We start from the raw sequence: 19595 nt of genomic DNA, 5'->3' as shown, positions 1-19595 counted from the left end.
GTAAGTGCGGTAACGCATTCAGCTGACAGATACTAATAGGTCGAAGACTTATCCTGAGAGGTTCGAAAGATAAGCGGAAGAGATTGGAGAGAGTGAAGTCGCAAGACTTTCTGTATGAAATTCTGAAGGTACATGAAAAGTAAATATTTCATCTACCTGTTAAGTGTCCCAATTTAGGACACTTAAGCAGTATAGGGGATTGGTCAAATGGTATGATAGGGGTCTCCAAAACCTTTGGTGGGAGTTCGATTCTCTCATCCCCTGCTAGAAAGCCTTGAAAACGCTGAGTTTTCAGGGCTTTATTTTTTTAGGTGGGCAATGAAGTGGGCAAACTAAACGAAAGGAGAATGAACTATATTCATATAAAGATAGCTCTATAATTGTCGGACAAGGCATAATGTATTAGAAGAGTTATGTATGTTGATAACAGAGAGGCGGTTGTGCCACAGATGAATTATGTGGTTGTATTTAATATTGATGGAAATGTTGTGAATGTTCTAGTTTTTTTTCATCGACTTGAGAACTATTCACACAAAATATAAATAGCAGAACTTGTGAACAAAAAGGTTTCTAAAGCATGGTTGATCAGATAGTTAGTTTCTGATAAGAAAGATTAGATTGTTGAACAATAATTAGCATTGACTTGCACAGGGAGTGCGGAAGTATAATTCATATAAGCGGGGATATACTGAGTATATATCAGCTGATGATTGACACATATTTGTTAGAAGAAAGGGTGGTTATTGTGATGTCATTATCAAATGCAGCGGATGGATTTTGTTCAACGATCGCGTGGAACTGTGCAGATAAAGCATTATTTGGAGATTGTCCGTTAGATACGGGGGATGAGATTCAGGTGGTATCATCGTTTTTCGGAAATGTCATCGTTCGGGTACACGGGAGATGTCTTGCGATTAACAAGGATGCGGCAGAACGGATTAAGATGTGCCAACCGGATGTACAGTAAGAGATAAAATTTATAACTGTTCTTGAAGTCGTGGGCAAATGTTTTATTGTGTAAATGTTAAATGAAAATGAGTTGGTTGAAATAATAAATAATATATATTATTATTTATATATCAATTATTTGGAGGAAGACATTTACAAAAGAAAAAGAAGTATTATTTTATTATGTGCATTATTGATCGTTGCACTTATACTGCCATGTAGTGGAAGCGAGACAGCATCTAAGTTTACTAAAAAGCAAAGGCAACATACAAGAAGTGTTTGGATAAATATTTTTATAAGACAAATGGGAAACCTTTAAAGTTTAAATATTATTATAAAGGAAAGCTTAGAAGCAAAAGTACAAAGAGTGACCAACATGGTATATATACACGTATAACAAAAATGTCTGATAAAGCATTTGTAGATGAATTTGATGGACATAGGGGCTTATATGTAAAAACATATTTTAAAAAGACCAAATCGGGTGGAACAGAGGTCGCGAAATATAGCACAAGGATGGATCCGGTAACGTATAAAACAATAAACGAGTATTATGTAAATGGTAAGAGAACAACAAAAAAAGCTTATCAGAAAAAAGTAAAATCATTAGGAAAGTTAAAAAAAATTACATATCAGAATTATAATGATGTCTGGTAAAATGGGAATATATTTAATATGAATACAAACGCCTGCCATTGGATTGAATAAGAACCAATGACAGGCGTTTGTATTACCTGTGCGAGGACAGTAAGCTAAAGTCTGTATTTATACAATGTGCTCTGATAATTGCCCACGATATAAATATTATTTTGTAATAAACGTGCTGTAGATTGCTTTGATTGCTGTCTCGAAGTCACGGTTTTCAACACCGATGATGATGTTAAGCTCAGAAGAACCCTGATCGATCATCTTGATATTGATGCCCTTGTTTGCGAGAGCAGTGAAAAGCTTACCTGCTGTACCGCTGGCTGACTTCATACCACGACCTACAACCGCGATCAGTGCAAGACCGGATTCGATCTCAACAGAATCCGGTTCTGCCAGACGATGGATAGCAGATACAACGCTCTGTTCCTTATCGATGAATTCGTCTGCATGAACAACGATGGTCATAGTATCAATACCGGATGGCATATGCTCGAAGGAGATATTGTTCTCTTCAAATGCCTGAAGAACCTTACGACCGAAGCCGATCTCTGAATTCATCATTGCTTTTGTAATGAAGATTGTACAGAAATCTTTCTTTCCGGCAATACCGGTTACGACATAATCCTGCTTCTGGCAGGTACTTTCAACGATCCATGTTCCTGCATCTTCCGGTACATTTGTATTCTTGATATTGATAGGAATACCACAGCTTCTTACTGGGAAGATTGCATCTTCGTGGAGAACAGAAGCACCCATGTAGGATAACTCACGAAGCTCGCGGTATGTGATATATTTGATCGGCTTTGGATCCGGAACGATTCTTGGGTCAGCTACAAGGAAACCGGATACATCTGTCCAGTTCTCATATACATCTGCGCGGCTGGCTCTTGCAACGATAGAACCTGTTACATCGGAACCACCACGAGAGAAGGTCTTAACATTTCCATCTTTACCCATTCCGTAGAAGCCGGGGATAACGGCGCGTTCATTTTGAGCGAGACGCTCGGTCAGACGCTTGTATGTCTTATAATCATTCAGATTTCCTTCTTCGTTGAAGAAGATGACTTCTGCCGAATCGATAAATGGAATACCAAGGTAAGCTGCCATGACTTTACCGTTTAAGTATTCACCTCTGGATGCAGCATAATCGCTCTGAGGATTCTCGGCGAGGTTCTTTTTGATCTCCGCAAAATCGTCATCCAGACTGAAATCCTTCAGCTCAAGACCTGTGATGATCTCATCATATCTTGCTTTGATCGCCTTTAATTCTTCGTCAACATCATTGCCTTCGCTGGCGGTCTGATATGCATGAAGTAACATATCGGTTACCTTAGTATCTCCATCAAATCTTTTTCCCGGAGCAGAAGGAACAACATATACACGGCTATCATCTGCATGGATGATTTTACCGACCTTCTTGAACTGCTCTGCACTTGCCAGGGAACTTCCACCAAATTTAACAACTTTCTTCATAATAAACTCCTGCATTTTTATTTTTATTTACAAATTATCTCTATCTTAATATTATTGTGCCGATTAGACAAGGAAAAAATGTGATTTTTTTGAATTTTGAATGATCGAATAAAAACCTCTTGTATAATGGTTTTGTTTTAGGCAAAATGTTGAACCTTTTCAGAAATAATCTGAGATTTTTGATAGATGAAATATAAGAATATGGATTTCACACGTAAATTGTGCAAAATGACTGAAACAGCTGAAAAAATTCGTTATCTCCAAATGTGAAAAAATGCTGTACTTCCTTGAATTTGCTTGTTTTCTATACTAGAATAGCAGTCGAAAAGGTAGCATAATGCCCAAATGGCTAGAAGATTGAGGTGATAATGTGATTGATTATTATAAGTGTCAGTATCATTTTAACGCCAGCCATAGCTTTGATGGCAATAAAGAACAGGCACATAGTCATACATTTACGATGATACTGTATATTCGTAATCATTCTGGCCGAGATATGGATTTTAAACGGCTTGACAGAATGATAGAGATTTTTCTCGGCAGATATGAGGGCATGTATCTGAATGAACTTCCCTGTTTTGCCGGGAATGCAAGTATAGAGGCAATCGGAGATTATTTTTACGAACAATTAAAGATAAAATTATCGGAATTGAATGCGGAGCTGATGCAGCTTGATATAGGGGATACACCGCTTGGGGTGTATCAGGTGTGTGATCGCATTTTGTTACCGACGGTTAATGAGAGACGGAGCAGAGAAAATCTGGAGGCAATCTTGTTCTATAAGAAACAGATGCCTGACCAGAAAAAATAGATAGGGACTCATTCGGATAAGATGGGTCTTTTTTGTGTGGAATGTCATAAAACAGACAGAAAGAAGGCATGTATGATGAGACATAAGAAAATCTGTAAAAAACTAATAACTGTAGGGATAGCGGTATTATTGATCGCTGTTTCCTGTATGCCAATGACAGGAATGAGGAGTCAGGCAGCAACGTTTGAAGATAATGGAAATACAGTAGATATATATACGGATAATGATTATTTGTGCATCCGTTATAATGGAAGCTGGTCAGGATATCTGAATGAGCGTTTTGACCTGTCGGCAGACGGAGTGTCACTGGATCGATTGAATGCGATCATATTGAATAATGGAAATAATGGAGACGGAAGTTCATTTTCAGTAAAGGATGCATGGAGTTCGGAAATCAGCGGGGCTTCCGGAATGGTTACAAATACCGGAAAAAAACAATATTACGGATATGAATTTATGACATGGAAGATTCAGGTTCCACTTGATACTTATGAGGCTTTTAATCTTGATACGCTGAAGGTAACATATAAAGGGCAGAGCACGGAAGTTGCGATTGGTACAAAGAATACTACGGAAGAAGCTTCTACAGAAAATACGGAAGAAATTACATCTGCTACAGAGAAGGACTCAACGGAAGAAATTCTGACGACCGAAGATACAACTGAAACTGAAAAAAATGATACAACAGTTCCCGGGACAACGGAACAGGGTGTTACTGAAGCAGTAAGTGAAGATACTACTGCAGACAGTACTGATGAGAGCACAACAGAGATATCCGGTACGGAATCAGAAGACAGCAGTGCAACAATTACTGAGACTACATCGGAGCATAACAATAATGCAAGCACTACCGGAGAAATGACGGACGAGGCAACAACAGAAACAACAGGCGGAATCCATGTAGGCGGCAATATCCAGATCGATGGATATTATGATGATTGGGAAGGAAGACCGAAGACGGAGATTACATATTCTAGTAATAACAAACAGTGTAATCATTATGGTCAGCTTGCATTAGACGGGGATACCTTATATGGCCATTTTAAGATGAATGAATTATATACCTCCGGTATGCAGCTTCAGATCTGGTATCTGACGATCAACGGCAAGACATTTGCCATGCAGATCCAGCCGGAAAAGAACGGAAATATCGACTGGAGTACGCAGGCTCCGAGATCAGAAGGAATCCATACTAACTTGAAAGCTTTTATCGGATATGGAAATAATAATGAATGTGACAGTAAAGTAGCATATACAGTGTATGATGCAGAACATAAGGATAATACGCCGGGAGATGAGGTGGAATTCTCGCTCAGTCTGAAACGTCTGGCAGAATTAACAGGTATTCCTGCGGATGAGATGGGAACTATCACGATCCAGAATCCGAATATCGGAGGTCAGGGTGTGTCGATTGCCGGATCTTCTACAGGACCGGTCGTAGGTGTGTTGATCGCTCTGTTACTGGCAGCAGGCTATGTTGCAAAGAAAAGAAAGGATAAAAGGTAGAGGATGAACTGGCTGGTATTTGTCTGTCTTCTTGGTTGGATCTATATATTAACAGTATTATATCGGGCAAAATTGAATTTCTGGTATTATATCTGCGGAAGTGTGGGATTGTTTATTTTCAGTCTGATACTGATAGAACCGTATGTCGTAGTTCCGCTTCAAAAGGCCGTCTCTGCTGTTGCCGGTGTGATCGGTGGGCTGACGCATCTCTATGATTCTTATTTTCAGCAGGGGATTCTGTTTATCCAGAATGGCGGAACCAGTCTGTCCTTATATATTGATTTTGAGTGTTCCGGTGTGATTGAGATGCTGGCGTTTCTTGCGCTGCTCTGGTTCTTCCCGGTCTATGACAAATATGAGAGAGTGGTTGTAAGTATGATCGGAGTGATGGCGATCTTCCTTGCAAATGTGCTTCGGATCTTCTTTATCTGCCTGCTAGTTCATATATGGGGCATCGATATGTATTTCTTTGCACATACGATATTTGCCAGAATCCTGTTCTATGGATGTACAGTATTCCTGTATTTCTATGTATTCACGAAACCACAGATTGTCAGACAGAAGGTAGGTGCATTCCGTTATGACAGCAATTAAAAATATGCTTATGTCTTCCGTGATCTTCTGGGTGGCATGGATCGTCATTCCGTTGATCATGGAAGTGATTCCGACGGTCGGGAATTTTATCATCCTGTTAAAACGCAGGATTATGAAGAAGAAATATAAGCCGTTATCCCATTATCCGGAGGTATCTCTGATCGTTCCGGTCTATAATTCGGCTGAAACCCTGTATGCCTGTGTGCAGTCGATCTATCAATCGAATTACCCGAAGGATAAGATATTTGTTCTGCTTGTCAATAATATGAGTCAGGATAACAGCTTTGAGATATACAGCAAATGTCAGAAGGATTTCCCGAATCTTTCGATTAATTGGATGAATTCGAAGCAGGGAAAATCCAAAGCCCTTAATCTGGCATTGTTTAACTGCCAGGGTAAATATATTATCCATATTGACAGTGATGGAATGTTAGAACCGGATGCTATCAGAAATATTGTAACAATGTTTGAGAATGAACAGGAAGTCCACAGCCTGACCGGAACAGTACTGACGAATCCGGAGTTGATCGATCAGACGAATCGATGCGCTTTACGGTTACTGCAGAAGATGGAGTTTGGTGAATATTGTCAGGCATTTCTATCCGGCCGTAATTTCCAGTCGGAGCTGAACAGTATCTTTACTCTGTCGGGTGCTTTTTCGGCGTTCCGTAAATCTGCGATCATGAAGACGCAGTTATATAATACGGATACCCTGTGCGAGGATACTCATGTAACTTTTCAGGTACGGTTTCAGATGAAGAAGCGTGTGGCACTTTGTCCGAATGCAATCTTTTTTGTAGATCCGATCGAGAGCTTGAATAAACTGTATGTTCAAAGGCAGCGGTGGCAGAGCGGTGAGCTGGAAGTGCTTCATATGTTCCGAAAGGATAAGATGAACATTGGCAGGAGTTTCTTTAAAGATTTCGTCATGCGGATCCTTGTGTATGATCATACGTTTGCGTTCCCTCGGATGATCTGGTATTTTGCGATTATCTGTCTGGCATTTATCAATTATCCGATGAAGCTTATTGTGACATCGCTCGTATTCTTATTCTTTTTATACAGTATGGCCAACTTCCTGTTGTATATCTGTATTATTCTGTTTTTAAAGGATTTTCCGTATTTGAGAAAATATTATGCAAGGAAATGGTATCTGATCTTTTTACTTCCGCTGTTTAATTTTATTGTATTCTGGTTCCGGTTTGCAGGAATTATTAATTCAACCAGAAAAACAAGAACATGGCGGACAAGAGACCTGCATGAAGAATGGAATGACTTTAAACAGGTCGTGATGCATGATTTTGCAGGAGCACACCGGGTGCTGGAGAAGATCAGAGATGAGGTAAATACCAGTGAATAAAGAGAAAAAACAATCATGGATCAAAAAACTGTATACATCACCGAATCGGAGAACTTTCTCGATATCAGTAACCGTGATCCTGTTTATCATGATATTTATGGGCTGTATCTGTTATGAGCTGTTACAGAACCGGGAAGCAGTGATACAGGCGTATGAGGATAATCAGGAGGACTATCTACAGTTATTAGCCTACAACATTCAGTCGGTTCAGAAGTCAGGAAAAGATGCGGAGGTTCTTGCTTTTTTACAGGAGCAGACTGTTTCCTCCGGAGAGAGGTTCTTGGTATATACAAGAGATTCGGAAGTGCTGTGGGCAAAGAATGAGAATACAACGAATACATTAGGTAAATATGCAGAGATCACAGAATTCTGGAAGATGATACGTGAGCAGGATGTTGTGGTGGATACAGTCAGATGGACGGTCGGACAGGAAGAATGTACGATCAGTGTGGTGTCTGATACGGATAGTATTCTGGAACGGACATTTACAATAAAGCATGGCTATTATATTGTAATTGCAACAGGACTTGTAAGTGTTGTTCTGCTCGGTCTGTTGATTGCATTGTTGGAATCCTGGAACAAGGCGGAGAAAAATCTGAAGGGTACGAAAAAAGAACTGGACAAACGTAACCGGAAGCTCGAAAAGGTGACGAGCAATGCCGGGAATATGGGGTTTGAAAAGGCTTTAGATGACGAGATGGCAAAGAATATCTATGTGCAGAATCAATATAACAGCTCACATGAATTCTATGATAATAATTTTCTTCGTATCATGCTTCAGAAATCGGATGATGAGGCGTTAAAACCGATCCATTATATGTTCATTCATCTGGACATGATGGATCGTTATTACAGCAGACAGGAGATTTTTCATTTTATGAGGAAAATCCGTTCCAGACTTCACCAAAACGAGATCATGGGTGAGGTGAAGAAAGGATTTTTTGTTATTCTGCTTTACAGGCTGGACGAACAACAGGCAAAAGACAGGGCGGATGAGATTTACCGGTACTGTATCCGAAAGTCCGAGAATGCATATCGCTCGATACGATATGACTTAATCGATGTTGGGATAAAAAAACCGATGGATGTGTACGATGCTTATACCAGAAAGCAGGAGGAGGTGTAGCGGAATGAGATATCAACAGTATAAATTCAAATTCTATATGGATGCCAGGCATGCTATCTATATCGGTGGAAAATTAGGCGAAGTACATCCGCATACCTGGGAGATCGTTCTGCATGTGGTGAAGGGAAAGGAGAATTTTGAACCATTTCATATACTTGAAAAGGCAGTTGAGGAATTTCTGGAACCTTTTCAGAATAATTATCTGAATGATATAAAGCCGTTTGATATATTAAATCCAACGATCGAAAACGTATGCCTGTATTTTAAAGAAAAATTGCAGGAGATATTAAATGCAATGGGATGGATCTTCCTGATGATCGAGATGAGTGAGACACCGGGAAGAACATATGTGATCAGTATGCTGGATGAGCAGGAGATGGAGCAGAATCAGACGGTGCAGACGCTTACAGACCTGATCTTAGATGAGATAAAACATATTGGAGAGTAAGAAATATGACAGACAGTCACAAGAGAATTCGGAAAAACTGCATATGTATAAGTATCCTGTTACTTGCAGGTGCAGGGCTTGTACTGTATCTTGTGCTATCAGGATATGAGCCGTCCGGTGGTGATATCTGGGGACATCTCTATAAGTCGCAGGAAATGTATGAGAGCCTGAAAAAAGGGAATGTCTTTCCGTTGTTCTCCCCATACTGGTATAACGGAATCCAGCTTTTCAGATATTGGGGACCGCTCTCTTATTATATTATGGCGGGACTGATGTTTCTTACAGGGGGCGATCTTCTTCTGGCTTACAGGCTGCTTGCCTTTGTTATATTCGTAGTCGGTGGACTTCCGTGGATTCTCTGGGGGATCCATGAGAACCGCAGAGTGCTTGGAACCTTCTTCGGACTGCTCTGGTTCTTTATGCCGGAGCATATCAGAATTTATTTTACAGCGGGAAATCTGCCACAGATGGTGACGACGATGCTTGTACCATATGCGATCTGGTTCTTATGGCTCTATGTAAGAAAGAAGAATAATTGTGCAGCTGTCGGATTGTTTGTTTGTATGACATTGATGAGTTTTACGCATCTGATGGTTACTGCGATCATGGGCGTATCTGCATTTTTATATCTGCTGATCGATCAGATATGGAATAAGAATACTAGAAGAAAAATATTTGCTCTTATCTATATGATCTGTGGAATCCTGACAGCGGGTATATGGGTGATTCCTTCTTTAAAAGGCGGGCTTGTGACGTCAGAGAGTGGAGACGGAAGTGTTATGTCAACTTTGATTTATCCACTTACGACGTCATTAAATCCATTTAAACGTCTGAGTGCAGGAAATGACAGCTTTTATTTCGGACTGGCAGCAGTAATTATCGCGATAGCCGGAATCCTGCTTGCAAGAGGCGGAAAGAAAGCCGGTTTTGTATTTTTACTGATCATGCTTGCCTGTACAACGCCTGCTGCATACCGGATACTGGTAAAGCTTCCGTTCAGCCAGTTGTTCTGGATGACCCGGTTTGCGCCGATGATCTATGGTTTTTTCTTCAGTGCATGTCTGGAATGGGTTCGCTTGAAGAAAAAATATTGTGTGCTTCTGGCTGCACTTCTGTGTGTAGACAGTATATCATGTATGAATCTGGATTTTTACAGCGTTGCTACATCAGATGAAACGAAAATGGAGATGCAGCAGCTCACGGAACTGACAGACCAGCGGACGGCTGTCATTGATAAGAGTTCTTACGGTTCTTATCCATCCTATGGAATCAGTGGCAGCAGTCATACGATGTACACGTATGGCTGGGCATGGCAGGGTGCTGAGACAGGAGATAATATTGTTCTGTTAAATGAAGCACTTGACCGAAAATACTATCGTTTTCTGTTTGATCGTGCAGTAGAGCTTGGAGCTGATACGGTTCTGATACGGAAGATTGATCTTGAGAAACAGGACATTACAATCTCTGATATTGAGCAGGATGCGGCAGCCAGCGGTTATTCTATGGTGCAAGAAATGACGACTGCATATACTTATAAACGTGAGACACCGGAGAACTTTGGAACGGTCACCGGATACTATGGGCTTGCAATCGGAAAATATGCAAATGAAATGACTCTGCTTTATCCGGCATTTGTGGCAGGAAGCTCGGATGTGATCGAGGATTATTCAGTGGAAGAATTGAGCCGGTATGATACTTTGTTCTTAACCGGATTTGAATACAGGAATCAGAGTAAGGCAGAAGCGATACTTACGGACGTGGCGGCAGCAGGTACCAGAGTTGTGATCGACAGTACCCATGTTCCGGCTAATAAGAGTAATAAACAGGAAATGTTTCTCGGTGTATTTGCACAGCAGATCCATTTTGATGAACGGTATCCGGTTCTTTCTTATCAGAACAGCGAGATCCGAAGTGATGACTTTGCGGAGGAAGACAGGGATTTTAGTACAGCTTATATAACCGGAACCGATACCGAGATCGGAACGTTTCAGATGGGCAATCAGAAGCTGACGTTTTTAGGTATGAAAGATGATCTGCCAAATGTATATTTCCTCGGACTGAATCTGATGTATGAAGCTGTTAGCAGGAAGGATGCGGCACTGGTTGACATCTTAAATGATGTGCTCGGGATATCAAATGAACAGCTTCCGGACAGAGAACTTGTTCCAATCACAATAGCTTATAAAGAAGATGGACTATCGATCGATGTTGATGCGGATTTTGATCAGGAAACAGGTGTCAATACGTCGATTGCGGCACAGGACATATTTACATCTGATCAGGAGATTTCCGAGCAGATGAATCTTCTTGTTGTGCATGAGAGGCATACAGAGATTTCCTTTGTATATCCTATGTTTGTACCGGGAATTATTATCACGATATCAGGATTTATATGTTTTATACTGTGCATATGTATGGATGTACGCGACAGAAGAAAGCATATTGTTTAACAGACCGGACAAGAGAGCATTGCAGGATAGACGGAATAAAAGGGTATTGTCGGACAGACCGGCTGCCGATTGTGTATTTGCGTCTGTTATGATAAAATGAGTAGAACAGGAATAATACCGGATGAATACTCCAATTATAAACAGGATGAAAATACAGAAAGGGAACGGTGTGTATGGAGCGAAATACGAAAAAAGTCAGTGATTCAATGGTAGAGCAGGTTTTTCAGGTGCGGCCGGAGCATTTAAATGGTGCCGGACGATTATTTGGCGGACAGTTAATGGCATGGATTGATGAAGTTGCAGGTCTTGTTGGAATTCGTCATTCAAATGGAGATGTGATCACAGCCTCGGTTGATAATCTGAAATTCATGCGAGGTGCTTATCTGAAGGATCTGATCGTATTAGTAGGCCGTATTACCTATGTCGGACATACCTCGATGGATGTCCGTGTGGATACTTATATCGAGGATCACAGAGGAATCCGGCGCTCGATCAATCGAGCGTATCTGACATTGGTGGCTGTCGATGAAAATGACAAACCAAGACCGGTTCCGGGGCTGACACTTGAGAACGAAAGTGAACAAGCAGAATGGCTGGCAGGAGAGAAACGGAGAGAACTCAGAGGACAGAGACGTAAAGAAGGTTTTTAGATAAGCCGGGGGTATGAATATGGCAAATATATTAGACTATCTGGAATGGCGGGGTGATCTGCCGTTTGAGACATCGGCTTTTAATGAGGTGGATGCAGTTGTATTTTCAAGATTTTCATATATACCGTTTGAGGGGATCGTGCCGGATGATTTTAATCATACTGTCACGGTAGCAGAGGCGGCAGAGCGTTTCTTAGGAGATGCGGAGCGCATGACACAGGTGATTTATGAAGATGATCTGAAGCTGCTTGCTGCAATGGGAGCAAGCCGACGATTTGGTGATCTGCTCTTATGCGGTTATGTGAATCAGTTGGATGAGGAGATACAGAAACAGTTTTCAGCAATCACAGTAAAAATATTTGACGATGTAAGCTGTGTGGTATATCGAGGAACCGATAAAACAGTTGTCGGTTGGCGGGAGGATTGTAATATGGCATTTCTTTCACCGGTTCCGTCCCAGCGGACAGCAGTCGAGTATTTGCGGCAGGCAGCAGAACAGATACCAGGAACATTCCTGCTGTGCGGACATTCCAAAGGCGGAAATCTTGCAATCTATGCAGCAGCAACCTGTGAACGTACTCTGCAGGATAGGATTCTGAAGGTATGCAGTATGGATGGTCCGGGATTTGAACCAAATGTGTTAGAGCTTGCCGGTTACAACCGAATGCTATCACGGATGATCACATACATACCACAGAATTCCGTAGTGGGAATGCTGCTTGAGCACAGAGAGAAATATGTCGTGATCCGAAGTATGCAGGAGGGCTTCATGCAGCATGATGTTTATAGCTGGGAGGTTTTTGGACCATCCCTGATCCATGAGGAGGGGATCACAGATGAATGTCGTGTATTAAATGCTTCCTTAAAAGAATGGATCGACAATATGGACTACGACCAGCGCAGGCAGTTCGTAAACTCCCTGTTCGACCTGCTGGATGAATGCGATGCGAAGACCACGGATGATCTGCAAAATAACTGGCATAAGGATATCGGAAGGATTCTGACCTCGATCAAGAAGATGGACGAAGCCAACCGAAAAGTCATCAGCCAGACAATCCTGTCGCTGTTAAAGATCACAAGAAAGAATGTATCGAACAGATCAGAAGATTAGAAAATGCCATATACAGGCGAGAAAGATTTAACTTTATTTATTTGCTCTGCCTAAGACGAAGTGCACAGCCCGGAAAGGAGGGGAAGGGCTTATACACTTCGTCTCTTTATAAGATTAGTGTTAACTTCAATTTTGATCGGCATATACTGTTTGCTGTTAATAACAGAAATCAGTCGTTCTACTGCCATTTTTCCCATGTATTTAACAGGAACATTAACGGTTGTCAGATTTGGCTCCAGATAAGTGCACATCGGTACATTATCAAAGCCCACGATGGCAATATCCTCCGGAATACGATAACCGCGTTCTTTAAATGCTTTCATAGCACCGGCGGCGATCAGATCATTATCTGCAAAATAAGAATCAGCAATCGGTTCGTTATTATCTAATATTGCGAGCATCTCTGCATGTGCGCCATCCATATATGGCGGAAGCTGATGCACGATAGCTTTTGATGCGGCAAAACCTGCCATTCGAAGTGCCTGATAATATCCGTCGGCTCGTTCTTCAAAATTATGGATGCTGTAAGAAGAGTGTAGGTAGCCCGGCATCTTCTGGCGGCGCTGAATCAGGAAATGAGTTGCCTGCTGGGCGCCCTGTACATTATTAATATTGACACAGTCCATCTTTACGCTGTTGAAGTAGGTATCGACCACCACGATTGGAAGCGTCAGATATACAAATGGGAAGAAATCCTCTTTGTACATCTCTGTACCCAGTAAGATAACACCGTCACATTCCGATTTGATGATGTGGTTTAACTGGTTGGTGACACTTTCGGCAGCATATTCATAAACGTGGTGTGAATATAGGCGATAGCCATTTGCACTGCAATTCTCATTAATGCTCTCAATCAGAACATCGAAGAAAGAGTTGTTTGAAATAACAGCTCCATGCTTCCTATATATAAGAAGATAGATTATTCCGGATGATTTCGATGGTTTCTTGATCTTTGTAAAATCATAAGCATAATTGTGTGCAGTTTCCAATACACGCTTTCGTGTCTCCGTGCTTACACCTGGCTTATCATTTAATGCCATGGATACGGCGGCTTCAGACAGATTAAGTATTTTAGCAAGTTCTTTAGCTGTAATTGACATGAAATACACTCCCTTCATATATGAATTAAGTTCCCGATTAATTGAATTATCATAAGCTGTATTATAGTCGTTAAACCTTGCATTCAGAAGAAAGTAATAATGCATTCTGTCTGTATTGTAAAAACTGCACAAGATATAATCGAAAATTCAAAAAATATGCGGTTCTTTTTGGTATGTTTTCATTATACATAAAATGAAAATAATAGCAATATTAAGTTTTGAATTAAGTTGATGATTAAGTTAATTATACTTAATTTACACTATTAATTAAGTTATCGGAGGCATATAATCAGCTCATAACAAACGAACAGACAAAACGAAATATAAGAAAAGGACAAGGAGGATATAACATGGATAAGATTAAAATTGGTTATGCACCGACACGAAGAAGTATTTTCTCAGCACCGGATGCTGTAAAGTACAGAGGACTGACAGCAGAGAGATTTACAGAGCGAGATCGGAATTATGCCATGTGCAGTAAACGCACTGTTAAATGATAAAGGTATTCCGGTTGTATGTGAGACTGATATTCACGGAGCGATCACCTCACTGATGGTTGAGGCAGCAGGTATGGGAGAGTCAAGAAGCTTTTTTGCGGACTGGACGATCCGTCATCCTGACAATCCAAATGGTGAGCTGCTTCAGCACTGTGGACCATGGCCGATCTCAATCGCAAAGGGAAAAGCAAAGCTTACCTATCCACTTGCATTTAGCCATCCGGGAAGTATCACAGCGGAAGCAAAGATTGTTGAGAAGAATCAGTCGCTCCTTGCATATATAAGAGAGAGTCTTCCGGAGGCAGAAGAATCCATGATCTCTCATATGGCATTAAAGGAAATGTCAAAGAACGTGAAATTTGCAATTCGGACAGGTGAATTTACACCATATCCAAATATTATCCTTACAGCAGGAGTCGCATTTCCTGCATAAGTAATAACGACAGAAAAATACAGATTTTGGAGGTGAATGATGAAAGTTTTAAATATTGGTTCCATGAACCTTGATTATGTCTACAGTGTCGATCATATCATCGCACCGGGTGAGACACAGGCAACCTACGGTATGAATGTATTCCTCGGAGGGAAAGGAATTAATCAGTCCATTGCACTTGCAAAGGCAGGCGTATATATCTATCATGGCGGAATGATCGGAGAAGACGGACAGGTATTCTTGGATGCATGCAGAGAACATGGTGTGCATGATGAATTTATCCGTACGATCGATGAGAAGACCGGACACACGATCATTCAGGTAGACAAGAATGCACAGAACTGCATTCTGCTCTTTGGAGGAGCAAATCAGAGTCTGACAGAAGAATATATAGATGAAGTATTAGAACATTTTGAAGCCGGAGATATTCTGTTACTTCAGAACGAAGTTAATAAGCTGGATTATATCATTGACCGGGCATATGATAGAAAGCTTGTGATCGCACTTAATCCATCTCCATATAATGAAAAGATTGAAGTTTGTGATCTTTCAAAGATCAGCATCTTCCTGTTAAATGAGATTGAGGGCGCACAGATCACAGGACTGACAGAGCCGGATGATATACTTGCTTCCATGAGAAAGCGTTTCCCGGAAGCAAAGATCGTATTGACACTTGGCAAAGATGGTGCAAGGTATTCAGACAAGGACTGTGAGTATGAACAGCCGATTTTTCCAGTAAAAGCAGTCGATACGACAGCAGCAGGAGATACCTTTACCGGATATTTCCTCGCAGGACTGATCCGCGGCATGGAGATACCGGATATCTTAAGAATGAGTGCGAAGGCATCTTCTATAGCAGTAACTAGAAATGGAGCCGTTCAGTCAATTCCAAAGAGAGAAGAAGTAGAGGCAGCATTGTCGGCAGACTGATACAGCAGATAAAGGAGAAAACAAAGCATGAAATTGCATGTATGCATATAAAAGCAAAGCATGAATGACATGCCTGTAAATAAAAAGAAAATAAAGCGAGGTAAAGGAATATGAAATTTTTTATTGATACAGCAAATGTAGATGACATCAGAAAAGCGAATGACATGGGAGTGATCTGTGGTGTAACAACCAACCCATCTCTGATCGCAAAAGAAGGCAGAGATTTTAATGAAGTTATCAAAGAGATCACAACAATTGTAGATGGTCCTATTAGTGGAGAAGTAAAGGCAACAACTGTAGATGCAGAAGGCATGATCAAAGAAGGAAGAGAGATCGCAGCGATCCACCCAAATATGGTTGTTAAGATCCCTATGACAGTTGAAGGCTTAAAGGCAGTCAAGGTGTTATCGGCAGAAGGAATCAAGACAAACGTAACTCTGATCTTTACGGCAAATCAGGCGCTTCTTGCAGCAAGAGCAGGTGCATCTTATGTATCTCCATTCCTTGGAAGATTAGATGATATCAGCACAACAGGTATCAACCTGATCGAAGATATCGTAACAATATTTGACAATTATGGTTTAGATACAGAGATCATCGCAGCCTCTGTAAGAAATCCCATCCACGTTACAGATTGTGCTCTTGCAGGTGCACATATTGCAACTGTACCATACAAGGTAATCGAGCAGATGACAAAGCACCCGTTAACAGATCAGGGTATTGCAAAGTTCCAGGCAGATTACAAGGCTGTATTTGGCGAATAAGAGTTATTTAGGTTGAGAATACAATGAATAAATTAGAACTTCAGAAAACTGCTGTAGAGGTTCGTAAAGGAATCGTATCAGCCGTACATTCTGCAAAAGCAGGACATCCGGCCCGGCAAAAGACCTGCTTCATAAGTGTGAACTCGACGCAGAGGGCATCTATAAGCAAATTAAAGCAGCATTATAGGTATATTCATTTATTCTTATAGTTCCTTTTTATATATTTCCTTTTTAAAGAGCTTATTGTAGATGTTTGAATAAAATGTTACAATAAGCTCGATTTTTTACTTTATAGGATAAGATGTCCTATAAAGTAAAAAACTATAGGAAAGGTGGTGAGAGAGAAAATTGGCAGAGTATAGGAATAATTACCGTCAGAGGGAAAACAGATCTGTATATGGGGAGACGAATTCCGGACGAAAGTCATATGGGAAAAACGGCAACTATACGGGAAATTCCGGAAAACCGAGAGAACAGAGATCAAGCCAGAAACCATATTATAACGACCTGCGTATAGCAGAAAATGACAGAAATTATGTAGAATATTCCAAACTTAGACGAAAGATCATGGCAGATGATAACGTCAAATATATCTGTTCCAGAAATGAGAATGTGATTCATGATAAATGCTGTATCTTGGCGAGAAATATTAAGGACAGCGATCTGAAATATCTGGTCAATTATCCAAAGTGGATGAAACAATGTCCGAGATGTGCAATAGAAACATATATTCATATCGGGGCATTGGATCCTGAAAAAACAGTGGATTATGAGAATTTATTTAAGCGCATGATGATACCGGTTGACATGCTGAGACATATGTATGTTGACTGTGAGATGAAAACAAAAGTAAATGGGGATACATTGACGGTATGGCATAATGAAGATACCTGGAAGATTGTTTTTCTGGATCATCCGGGAAATGTCAGACTACTGCATAATAATTATCATGTGAAAGATGGGCATCGTGTATTTGAAAAAGGATTTCATATCCAGAGTGAATTTACATCCAATACCAAGATAAAATATGCCATTGAAAATATTGAAACATATTCGTGGAGTATGCACCGTGTGCATGAGAGAGAAGCTGTGCTGGAAAAGAAAAAGAATGAAAGTGAAAAACAGGGATTCTGGTCACGGGTGGCACAGGCATTGCATCTTGCATTTCATAAGCAGGAAGAGGATGGAGTTAAAGATCAGACGGATGATACCAGAAAAGAAGATCCGACTGATTTTCAACTGGATTTTTCAGATTTTAATTTTGTAAAGAAGTTTGGTTATCCGGATAATGGTACCAGATGTATCTATGTCTGGAAGACAAAAAACGGGATATATCAATGGCAGATCGGAGAATATGTATCAAAGAAACGGCAGTTTGTGATCAAATTTTCAGATCAGACCTTTATAACGGACTGGCGGAAAGTAATCGCATGGAAATATATATGGAAAGGTGACCTGAACTGGTCTTATGGTGAAAAAAATGAAGAGGACACTGATCGTAATTGATATGCAGAATGATTTTATTGATGGTTCACTTGGTACGAAAGAAGCAGAGGCAATCGTGGATTCGGTAAGAAATCTGATACAGGAATATAAGAACCGGGGAGACGAGGTGATTTATACCAGAGATACCCATGAAACAAATTATATGCAGACAAATGAGGGAAGGCATCTTCCAGTGGAACATTGTATAAAAGGAACAGCCGGCTGGGAGATTGCAGATGGAATATATGCAGATGGCTGTAAGATCATAGATAAGCCATCCTTTGGATACACAGGCTGGAATCAGTATGGATTTGAAGATGTCTGTCTGATCGGGCTTTGTACCGATATCTGTGTAGTATCAAATGCGCTTATCATAAAGGCATTGTATCCGGAGATACGTGTGGCAGTTGATGTCAGATGTACGGCGGGCGTGACACCGGAATCAAAGGCGGCTGCACTTGAAACGATGAAGATGTGCCAGATTGAGCTGGTTGGTGAAGAATAAGCAGGATAAAAAAACAAATGCAGTAAGAAAGGAAAGAAGACATGCTAGGAATTATAGGAGCAATGGACGAAGAAGTTGCAAAGTTAAAAGAAAAAATGGAACAGGTGCATATTATTGAAAAAGCAGGTATGCAGTTTTACAGAGGTACTTTGTGTGACCGTGAAGTGGTTGTGGTAAAATGTGGTGTAGGCAAGGTTCATGCAGCAATGTGTACACAGGCAATGATCGACTTGTTTCCGGTAGATGGAATTGTAAATACCGGAATTGCAGGCTCGTTAAATGCAGACATCAACATTGGAGATATTGTGCTGGCAAAGGATGCATTAGAGCATGACATGGATGTTTCTGCTCTTGGATATGCTCCGGGAATCAATCCGGATTTAAAAGATGATGAAAATATTTTCAAGACAGATGAAAAAATGTTGGAGCTTGCTCTTACTGCAGCAAAGCGGGCAGAACTTTCCATCAAGGTCTTTACCGGACGTGTAGTCAGCGGAGATCAGTTCATATCAAGTAAAGACAAGAAAAAATGGCTGGTTGAGACATTTGACGGAACCTGCGCAGAGATGGAGGGAGCATCGATCGGACATGTTGCAAGTCTGAACAAGATTCCATATCTGGTTGTTCGTGCTATTTCAGATAAAGCAGATGACAGTGCAGAAATGGATTATCCATCTTTTGCGGCTATGGCGATCGATAACAGTGTTGCACTTATGACAGAATTTGTAAAGTTATGTTAAAAGGAGGCAGTTGAAA

19 protein-coding genes, 1 tRNA gene and 2 pseudogenes are annotated in these 19595 nt (G+C 40.7%); 20 read left to right on the top strand and 2 right to left on the bottom strand.

What is annotated here, in order from left to right; genetic code table 11:
- The first annotated feature begins 193 nt into the window (after nt 1–193).
- From OCV60_RS04705 to OCV60_RS04695, 3 genes are all read left to right on the top strand, one after another.
- Nucleotides 194–264: transfer RNA gene (locus tag OCV60_RS04705), tRNA-Trp, on the top strand.
- A gap of 484 nt (nt 265–748) precedes the next feature.
- Nucleotides 749–967: a ferrous iron transport protein A gene (locus tag OCV60_RS04700; RefSeq protein ID WP_262529537.1), complete on the top strand. Its 219-nt coding sequence runs from the start codon at nt 749–751 to the stop codon at nt 965–967.
- A gap of 260 nt (nt 968–1227) precedes the next feature.
- Nucleotides 1228–1605 (top strand): hypothetical protein, encoded by a 378-nt coding sequence (locus OCV60_RS04695; RefSeq protein ID WP_117784751.1) that lies wholly within the window; start codon nt 1228–1230, stop codon nt 1603–1605.
- Nucleotides 1606–1752: 147 nt separating this feature from the next.
- On the opposite strand, the gene OCV60_RS04690 is transcribed toward OCV60_RS04695, so the two are convergent.
- A complete protein-coding gene (locus OCV60_RS04690; RefSeq protein WP_262529534.1) occupies nt 1753–3069 on the bottom strand; it encodes an aspartate kinase in 1317 nt (438 codons plus the stop codon).
- A 370-nt stretch (nt 3070–3439) separates the two neighbouring features.
- On the opposite strand from OCV60_RS04690, the gene OCV60_RS04685 reads away from it, so the two are divergent.
- From OCV60_RS04685 to OCV60_RS04645, 9 genes are all read left to right on the top strand, one after another.
- Nucleotides 3440–3880 (top strand): 6-carboxytetrahydropterin synthase, encoded by a 441-nt coding sequence (locus tag OCV60_RS04685; RefSeq protein ID WP_262529532.1) that lies wholly within the window; start codon nt 3440–3442, stop codon nt 3878–3880.
- Nucleotides 3881–3955: 75 nt separating this feature from the next.
- Nucleotides 3956–5386 carry a Firmicu-CTERM sorting domain-containing protein gene (locus tag OCV60_RS04680; protein WP_262529530.1) on the top strand — a complete coding sequence of 477 codons (1431 nt, stop codon included), beginning with the start codon at nt 3956–3958 and terminating at the stop codon, nt 5384–5386.
- Between the two features lie 3 nt (nt 5387–5389).
- Complete coding sequence (gene xrtG, locus OCV60_RS04675; protein ID WP_008400576.1) at nt 5390–5980, top strand: exosortase family protein XrtG; 591 nt, start codon at nt 5390–5392, stop codon at nt 5978–5980.
- Nucleotides 5967–7340 (top strand): TIGR03111 family XrtG-associated glycosyltransferase, encoded by a 1374-nt coding sequence (locus OCV60_RS04670; protein WP_021944136.1) that lies wholly within the window; start codon nt 5967–5969, stop codon nt 7338–7340. Before xrtG ends, OCV60_RS04670 begins: the two co-directional genes overlap by 14 nt.
- Nucleotides 7333–8466, top strand: coding sequence for a hypothetical protein (locus OCV60_RS04665; protein ID WP_117784755.1), 1134 nt, complete (start codon nt 7333–7335; stop codon nt 8464–8466). Before OCV60_RS04670 ends, OCV60_RS04665 begins: the two co-directional genes overlap by 8 nt.
- 4 nt (nt 8467–8470) lie before the next feature.
- The gene (locus OCV60_RS04660; RefSeq protein ID WP_117822570.1) at nt 8471–8914 is read left to right on the top strand and encodes a 6-carboxytetrahydropterin synthase; all 444 of its coding nucleotides are present in this window, start codon (nt 8471–8473) and stop codon (nt 8912–8914) included.
- A gap of 5 nt (nt 8915–8919) precedes the next feature.
- Nucleotides 8920–11364 (top strand): 6-pyruvoyl-tetrahydropterin synthase-related protein, encoded by a 2445-nt coding sequence (locus tag OCV60_RS04655; protein ID WP_262529524.1) that lies wholly within the window; start codon nt 8920–8922, stop codon nt 11362–11364.
- Nucleotides 11365–11537: 173 nt separating this feature from the next.
- Complete coding sequence (locus tag OCV60_RS04650) at nt 11538–12014, top strand: acyl-CoA thioesterase (RefSeq protein WP_008400583.1); 477 nt, start codon at nt 11538–11540, stop codon at nt 12012–12014.
- Between the two features lie 19 nt (nt 12015–12033).
- Nucleotides 12034–13125: a DUF2974 domain-containing protein gene (locus OCV60_RS04645; protein ID WP_173788716.1), complete on the top strand. Its 1092-nt coding sequence runs from the start codon at nt 12034–12036 to the stop codon at nt 13123–13125.
- 89 nt (nt 13126–13214) lie between these two features.
- On the opposite strand, the gene OCV60_RS04640 is transcribed toward OCV60_RS04645, so the two are convergent.
- Nucleotides 13215–14225 carry a LacI family DNA-binding transcriptional regulator gene (locus OCV60_RS04640; RefSeq protein WP_021944141.1) on the bottom strand — a complete coding sequence of 337 codons (1011 nt, stop codon included), beginning with the start codon at nt 14223–14225 and terminating at the stop codon, nt 13215–13217.
- A gap of 350 nt (nt 14226–14575) precedes the next feature.
- On the opposite strand from OCV60_RS04640, the gene OCV60_RS04635 reads away from it, so the two are divergent.
- The 8 genes and pseudogenes from OCV60_RS04635 (at nt 14576) to OCV60_RS04600 (ending at nt 19579) form a co-directional block, all read left to right on the top strand.
- A complete protein-coding gene (locus tag OCV60_RS04635) occupies nt 14576–14722 on the top strand; it encodes a hypothetical protein (protein ID WP_021944142.1) in 147 nt (48 codons plus the stop codon).
- Nucleotides 14670–15155 (top strand): annotated as a pseudogene (locus OCV60_RS13190) (RbsD/FucU domain-containing protein); the annotation flags it as partial. The gene OCV60_RS04635 and the pseudogene OCV60_RS13190, both read left to right, overlap by 53 nt.
- Nucleotides 15156–15194: 39 nt before the next feature.
- Nucleotides 15195–16085 carry a ribokinase gene (locus OCV60_RS04625; RefSeq protein WP_173788714.1) on the top strand — a complete coding sequence of 297 codons (891 nt, stop codon included), beginning with the start codon at nt 15195–15197 and terminating at the stop codon, nt 16083–16085.
- A 110-nt stretch (nt 16086–16195) separates the two neighbouring features.
- On the top strand, nt 16196–16849 hold the full coding sequence (gene fsa / locus OCV60_RS04620) for a fructose-6-phosphate aldolase (protein ID WP_021944145.1): 654 nt from the start codon (nt 16196–16198) through the stop codon (nt 16847–16849).
- 23 nt (nt 16850–16872) lie between these two features.
- Nucleotides 16873–16959, top strand: a pseudogene (locus OCV60_RS13015) (transketolase); the annotation flags it as partial.
- 238 nt (nt 16960–17197) lie between these two features.
- The gene (locus tag OCV60_RS04610) at nt 17198–18355 is read left to right on the top strand and encodes a hypothetical protein (RefSeq protein WP_262529518.1); all 1158 of its coding nucleotides are present in this window, start codon (nt 17198–17200) and stop codon (nt 18353–18355) included.
- On the top strand, nt 18330–18839 hold the full coding sequence (locus tag OCV60_RS04605; RefSeq protein ID WP_262529515.1) for a cysteine hydrolase family protein: 510 nt from the start codon (nt 18330–18332) through the stop codon (nt 18837–18839). The genes OCV60_RS04610 and OCV60_RS04605 overlap by 26 nt, the downstream gene beginning before the upstream one ends.
- A gap of 41 nt (nt 18840–18880) precedes the next feature.
- Nucleotides 18881–19579, top strand: coding sequence for a 5'-methylthioadenosine/adenosylhomocysteine nucleosidase (locus tag OCV60_RS04600; RefSeq protein ID WP_117784763.1), 699 nt, complete (start codon nt 18881–18883; stop codon nt 19577–19579).
- Nucleotides 19580–19595 lie beyond the last annotated feature (16 nt).

This window comes from Coprococcus ammoniilyticus, from assembly GCF_025567345.1.
In the GTDB taxonomy this organism is placed as follows: Bacteria; Bacillota; Clostridia; order Lachnospirales; family Lachnospiraceae; genus Coprococcus; species Coprococcus ammoniilyticus.
The sequence above is the reverse complement of the archived record's forward strand: the minus strand, read 5'-3'. Positions and strand labels throughout refer to the sequence as shown.

Coding starts and splice junctions, on each gene's coding strand:
- OCV60_RS04700 (WP_262529537.1), top strand. CDS start 749: ATGTCATTATCAAATGCAGCGGATGGATTTTGTTCAACGATCGCGTGG.
- OCV60_RS04690 (WP_262529534.1), bottom strand. CDS start 3,069: ATGAAGAAAGTTGTTAAATTTGGTGGAAGTTCCCTGGCAAGTGCAGAG.
- OCV60_RS04680 (WP_262529530.1), top strand. CDS start 3,956: ATGAGACATAAGAAAATCTGTAAAAAACTAATAACTGTAGGGATAGCG.
- xrtG (WP_008400576.1), top strand. CDS start 5,390: ATGAACTGGCTGGTATTTGTCTGTCTTCTTGGTTGGATCTATATATTA.
- OCV60_RS04670 (WP_021944136.1), top strand. CDS start 5,967: ATGACAGCAATTAAAAATATGCTTATGTCTTCCGTGATCTTCTGGGTG.
- OCV60_RS04660 (WP_117822570.1), top strand. CDS start 8,471: ATGAGATATCAACAGTATAAATTCAAATTCTATATGGATGCCAGGCAT.
- OCV60_RS04655 (WP_262529524.1), top strand. CDS start 8,920: ATGACAGACAGTCACAAGAGAATTCGGAAAAACTGCATATGTATAAGT.
- OCV60_RS04650 (WP_008400583.1), top strand. CDS start 11,538: ATGGAGCGAAATACGAAAAAAGTCAGTGATTCAATGGTAGAGCAGGTT.
- OCV60_RS04645 (WP_173788716.1), top strand. CDS start 12,034: ATGGCAAATATATTAGACTATCTGGAATGGCGGGGTGATCTGCCGTTT.
- OCV60_RS04640 (WP_021944141.1), bottom strand. CDS start 14,225: ATGTCAATTACAGCTAAAGAACTTGCTAAAATACTTAATCTGTCTGAA.
- OCV60_RS04635 (WP_021944142.1), top strand. CDS start 14,576: ATGGATAAGATTAAAATTGGTTATGCACCGACACGAAGAAGTATTTTC.
- OCV60_RS04625 (WP_173788714.1), top strand. CDS start 15,195: ATGAAAGTTTTAAATATTGGTTCCATGAACCTTGATTATGTCTACAGT.
- fsa (WP_021944145.1), top strand. CDS start 16,196: ATGAAATTTTTTATTGATACAGCAAATGTAGATGACATCAGAAAAGCG.
- OCV60_RS04605 (WP_262529515.1), top strand. CDS start 18,330: ATGAAGAGGACACTGATCGTAATTGATATGCAGAATGATTTTATTGAT.
- OCV60_RS04600 (WP_117784763.1), top strand. CDS start 18,881: ATGCTAGGAATTATAGGAGCAATGGACGAAGAAGTTGCAAAGTTAAAA.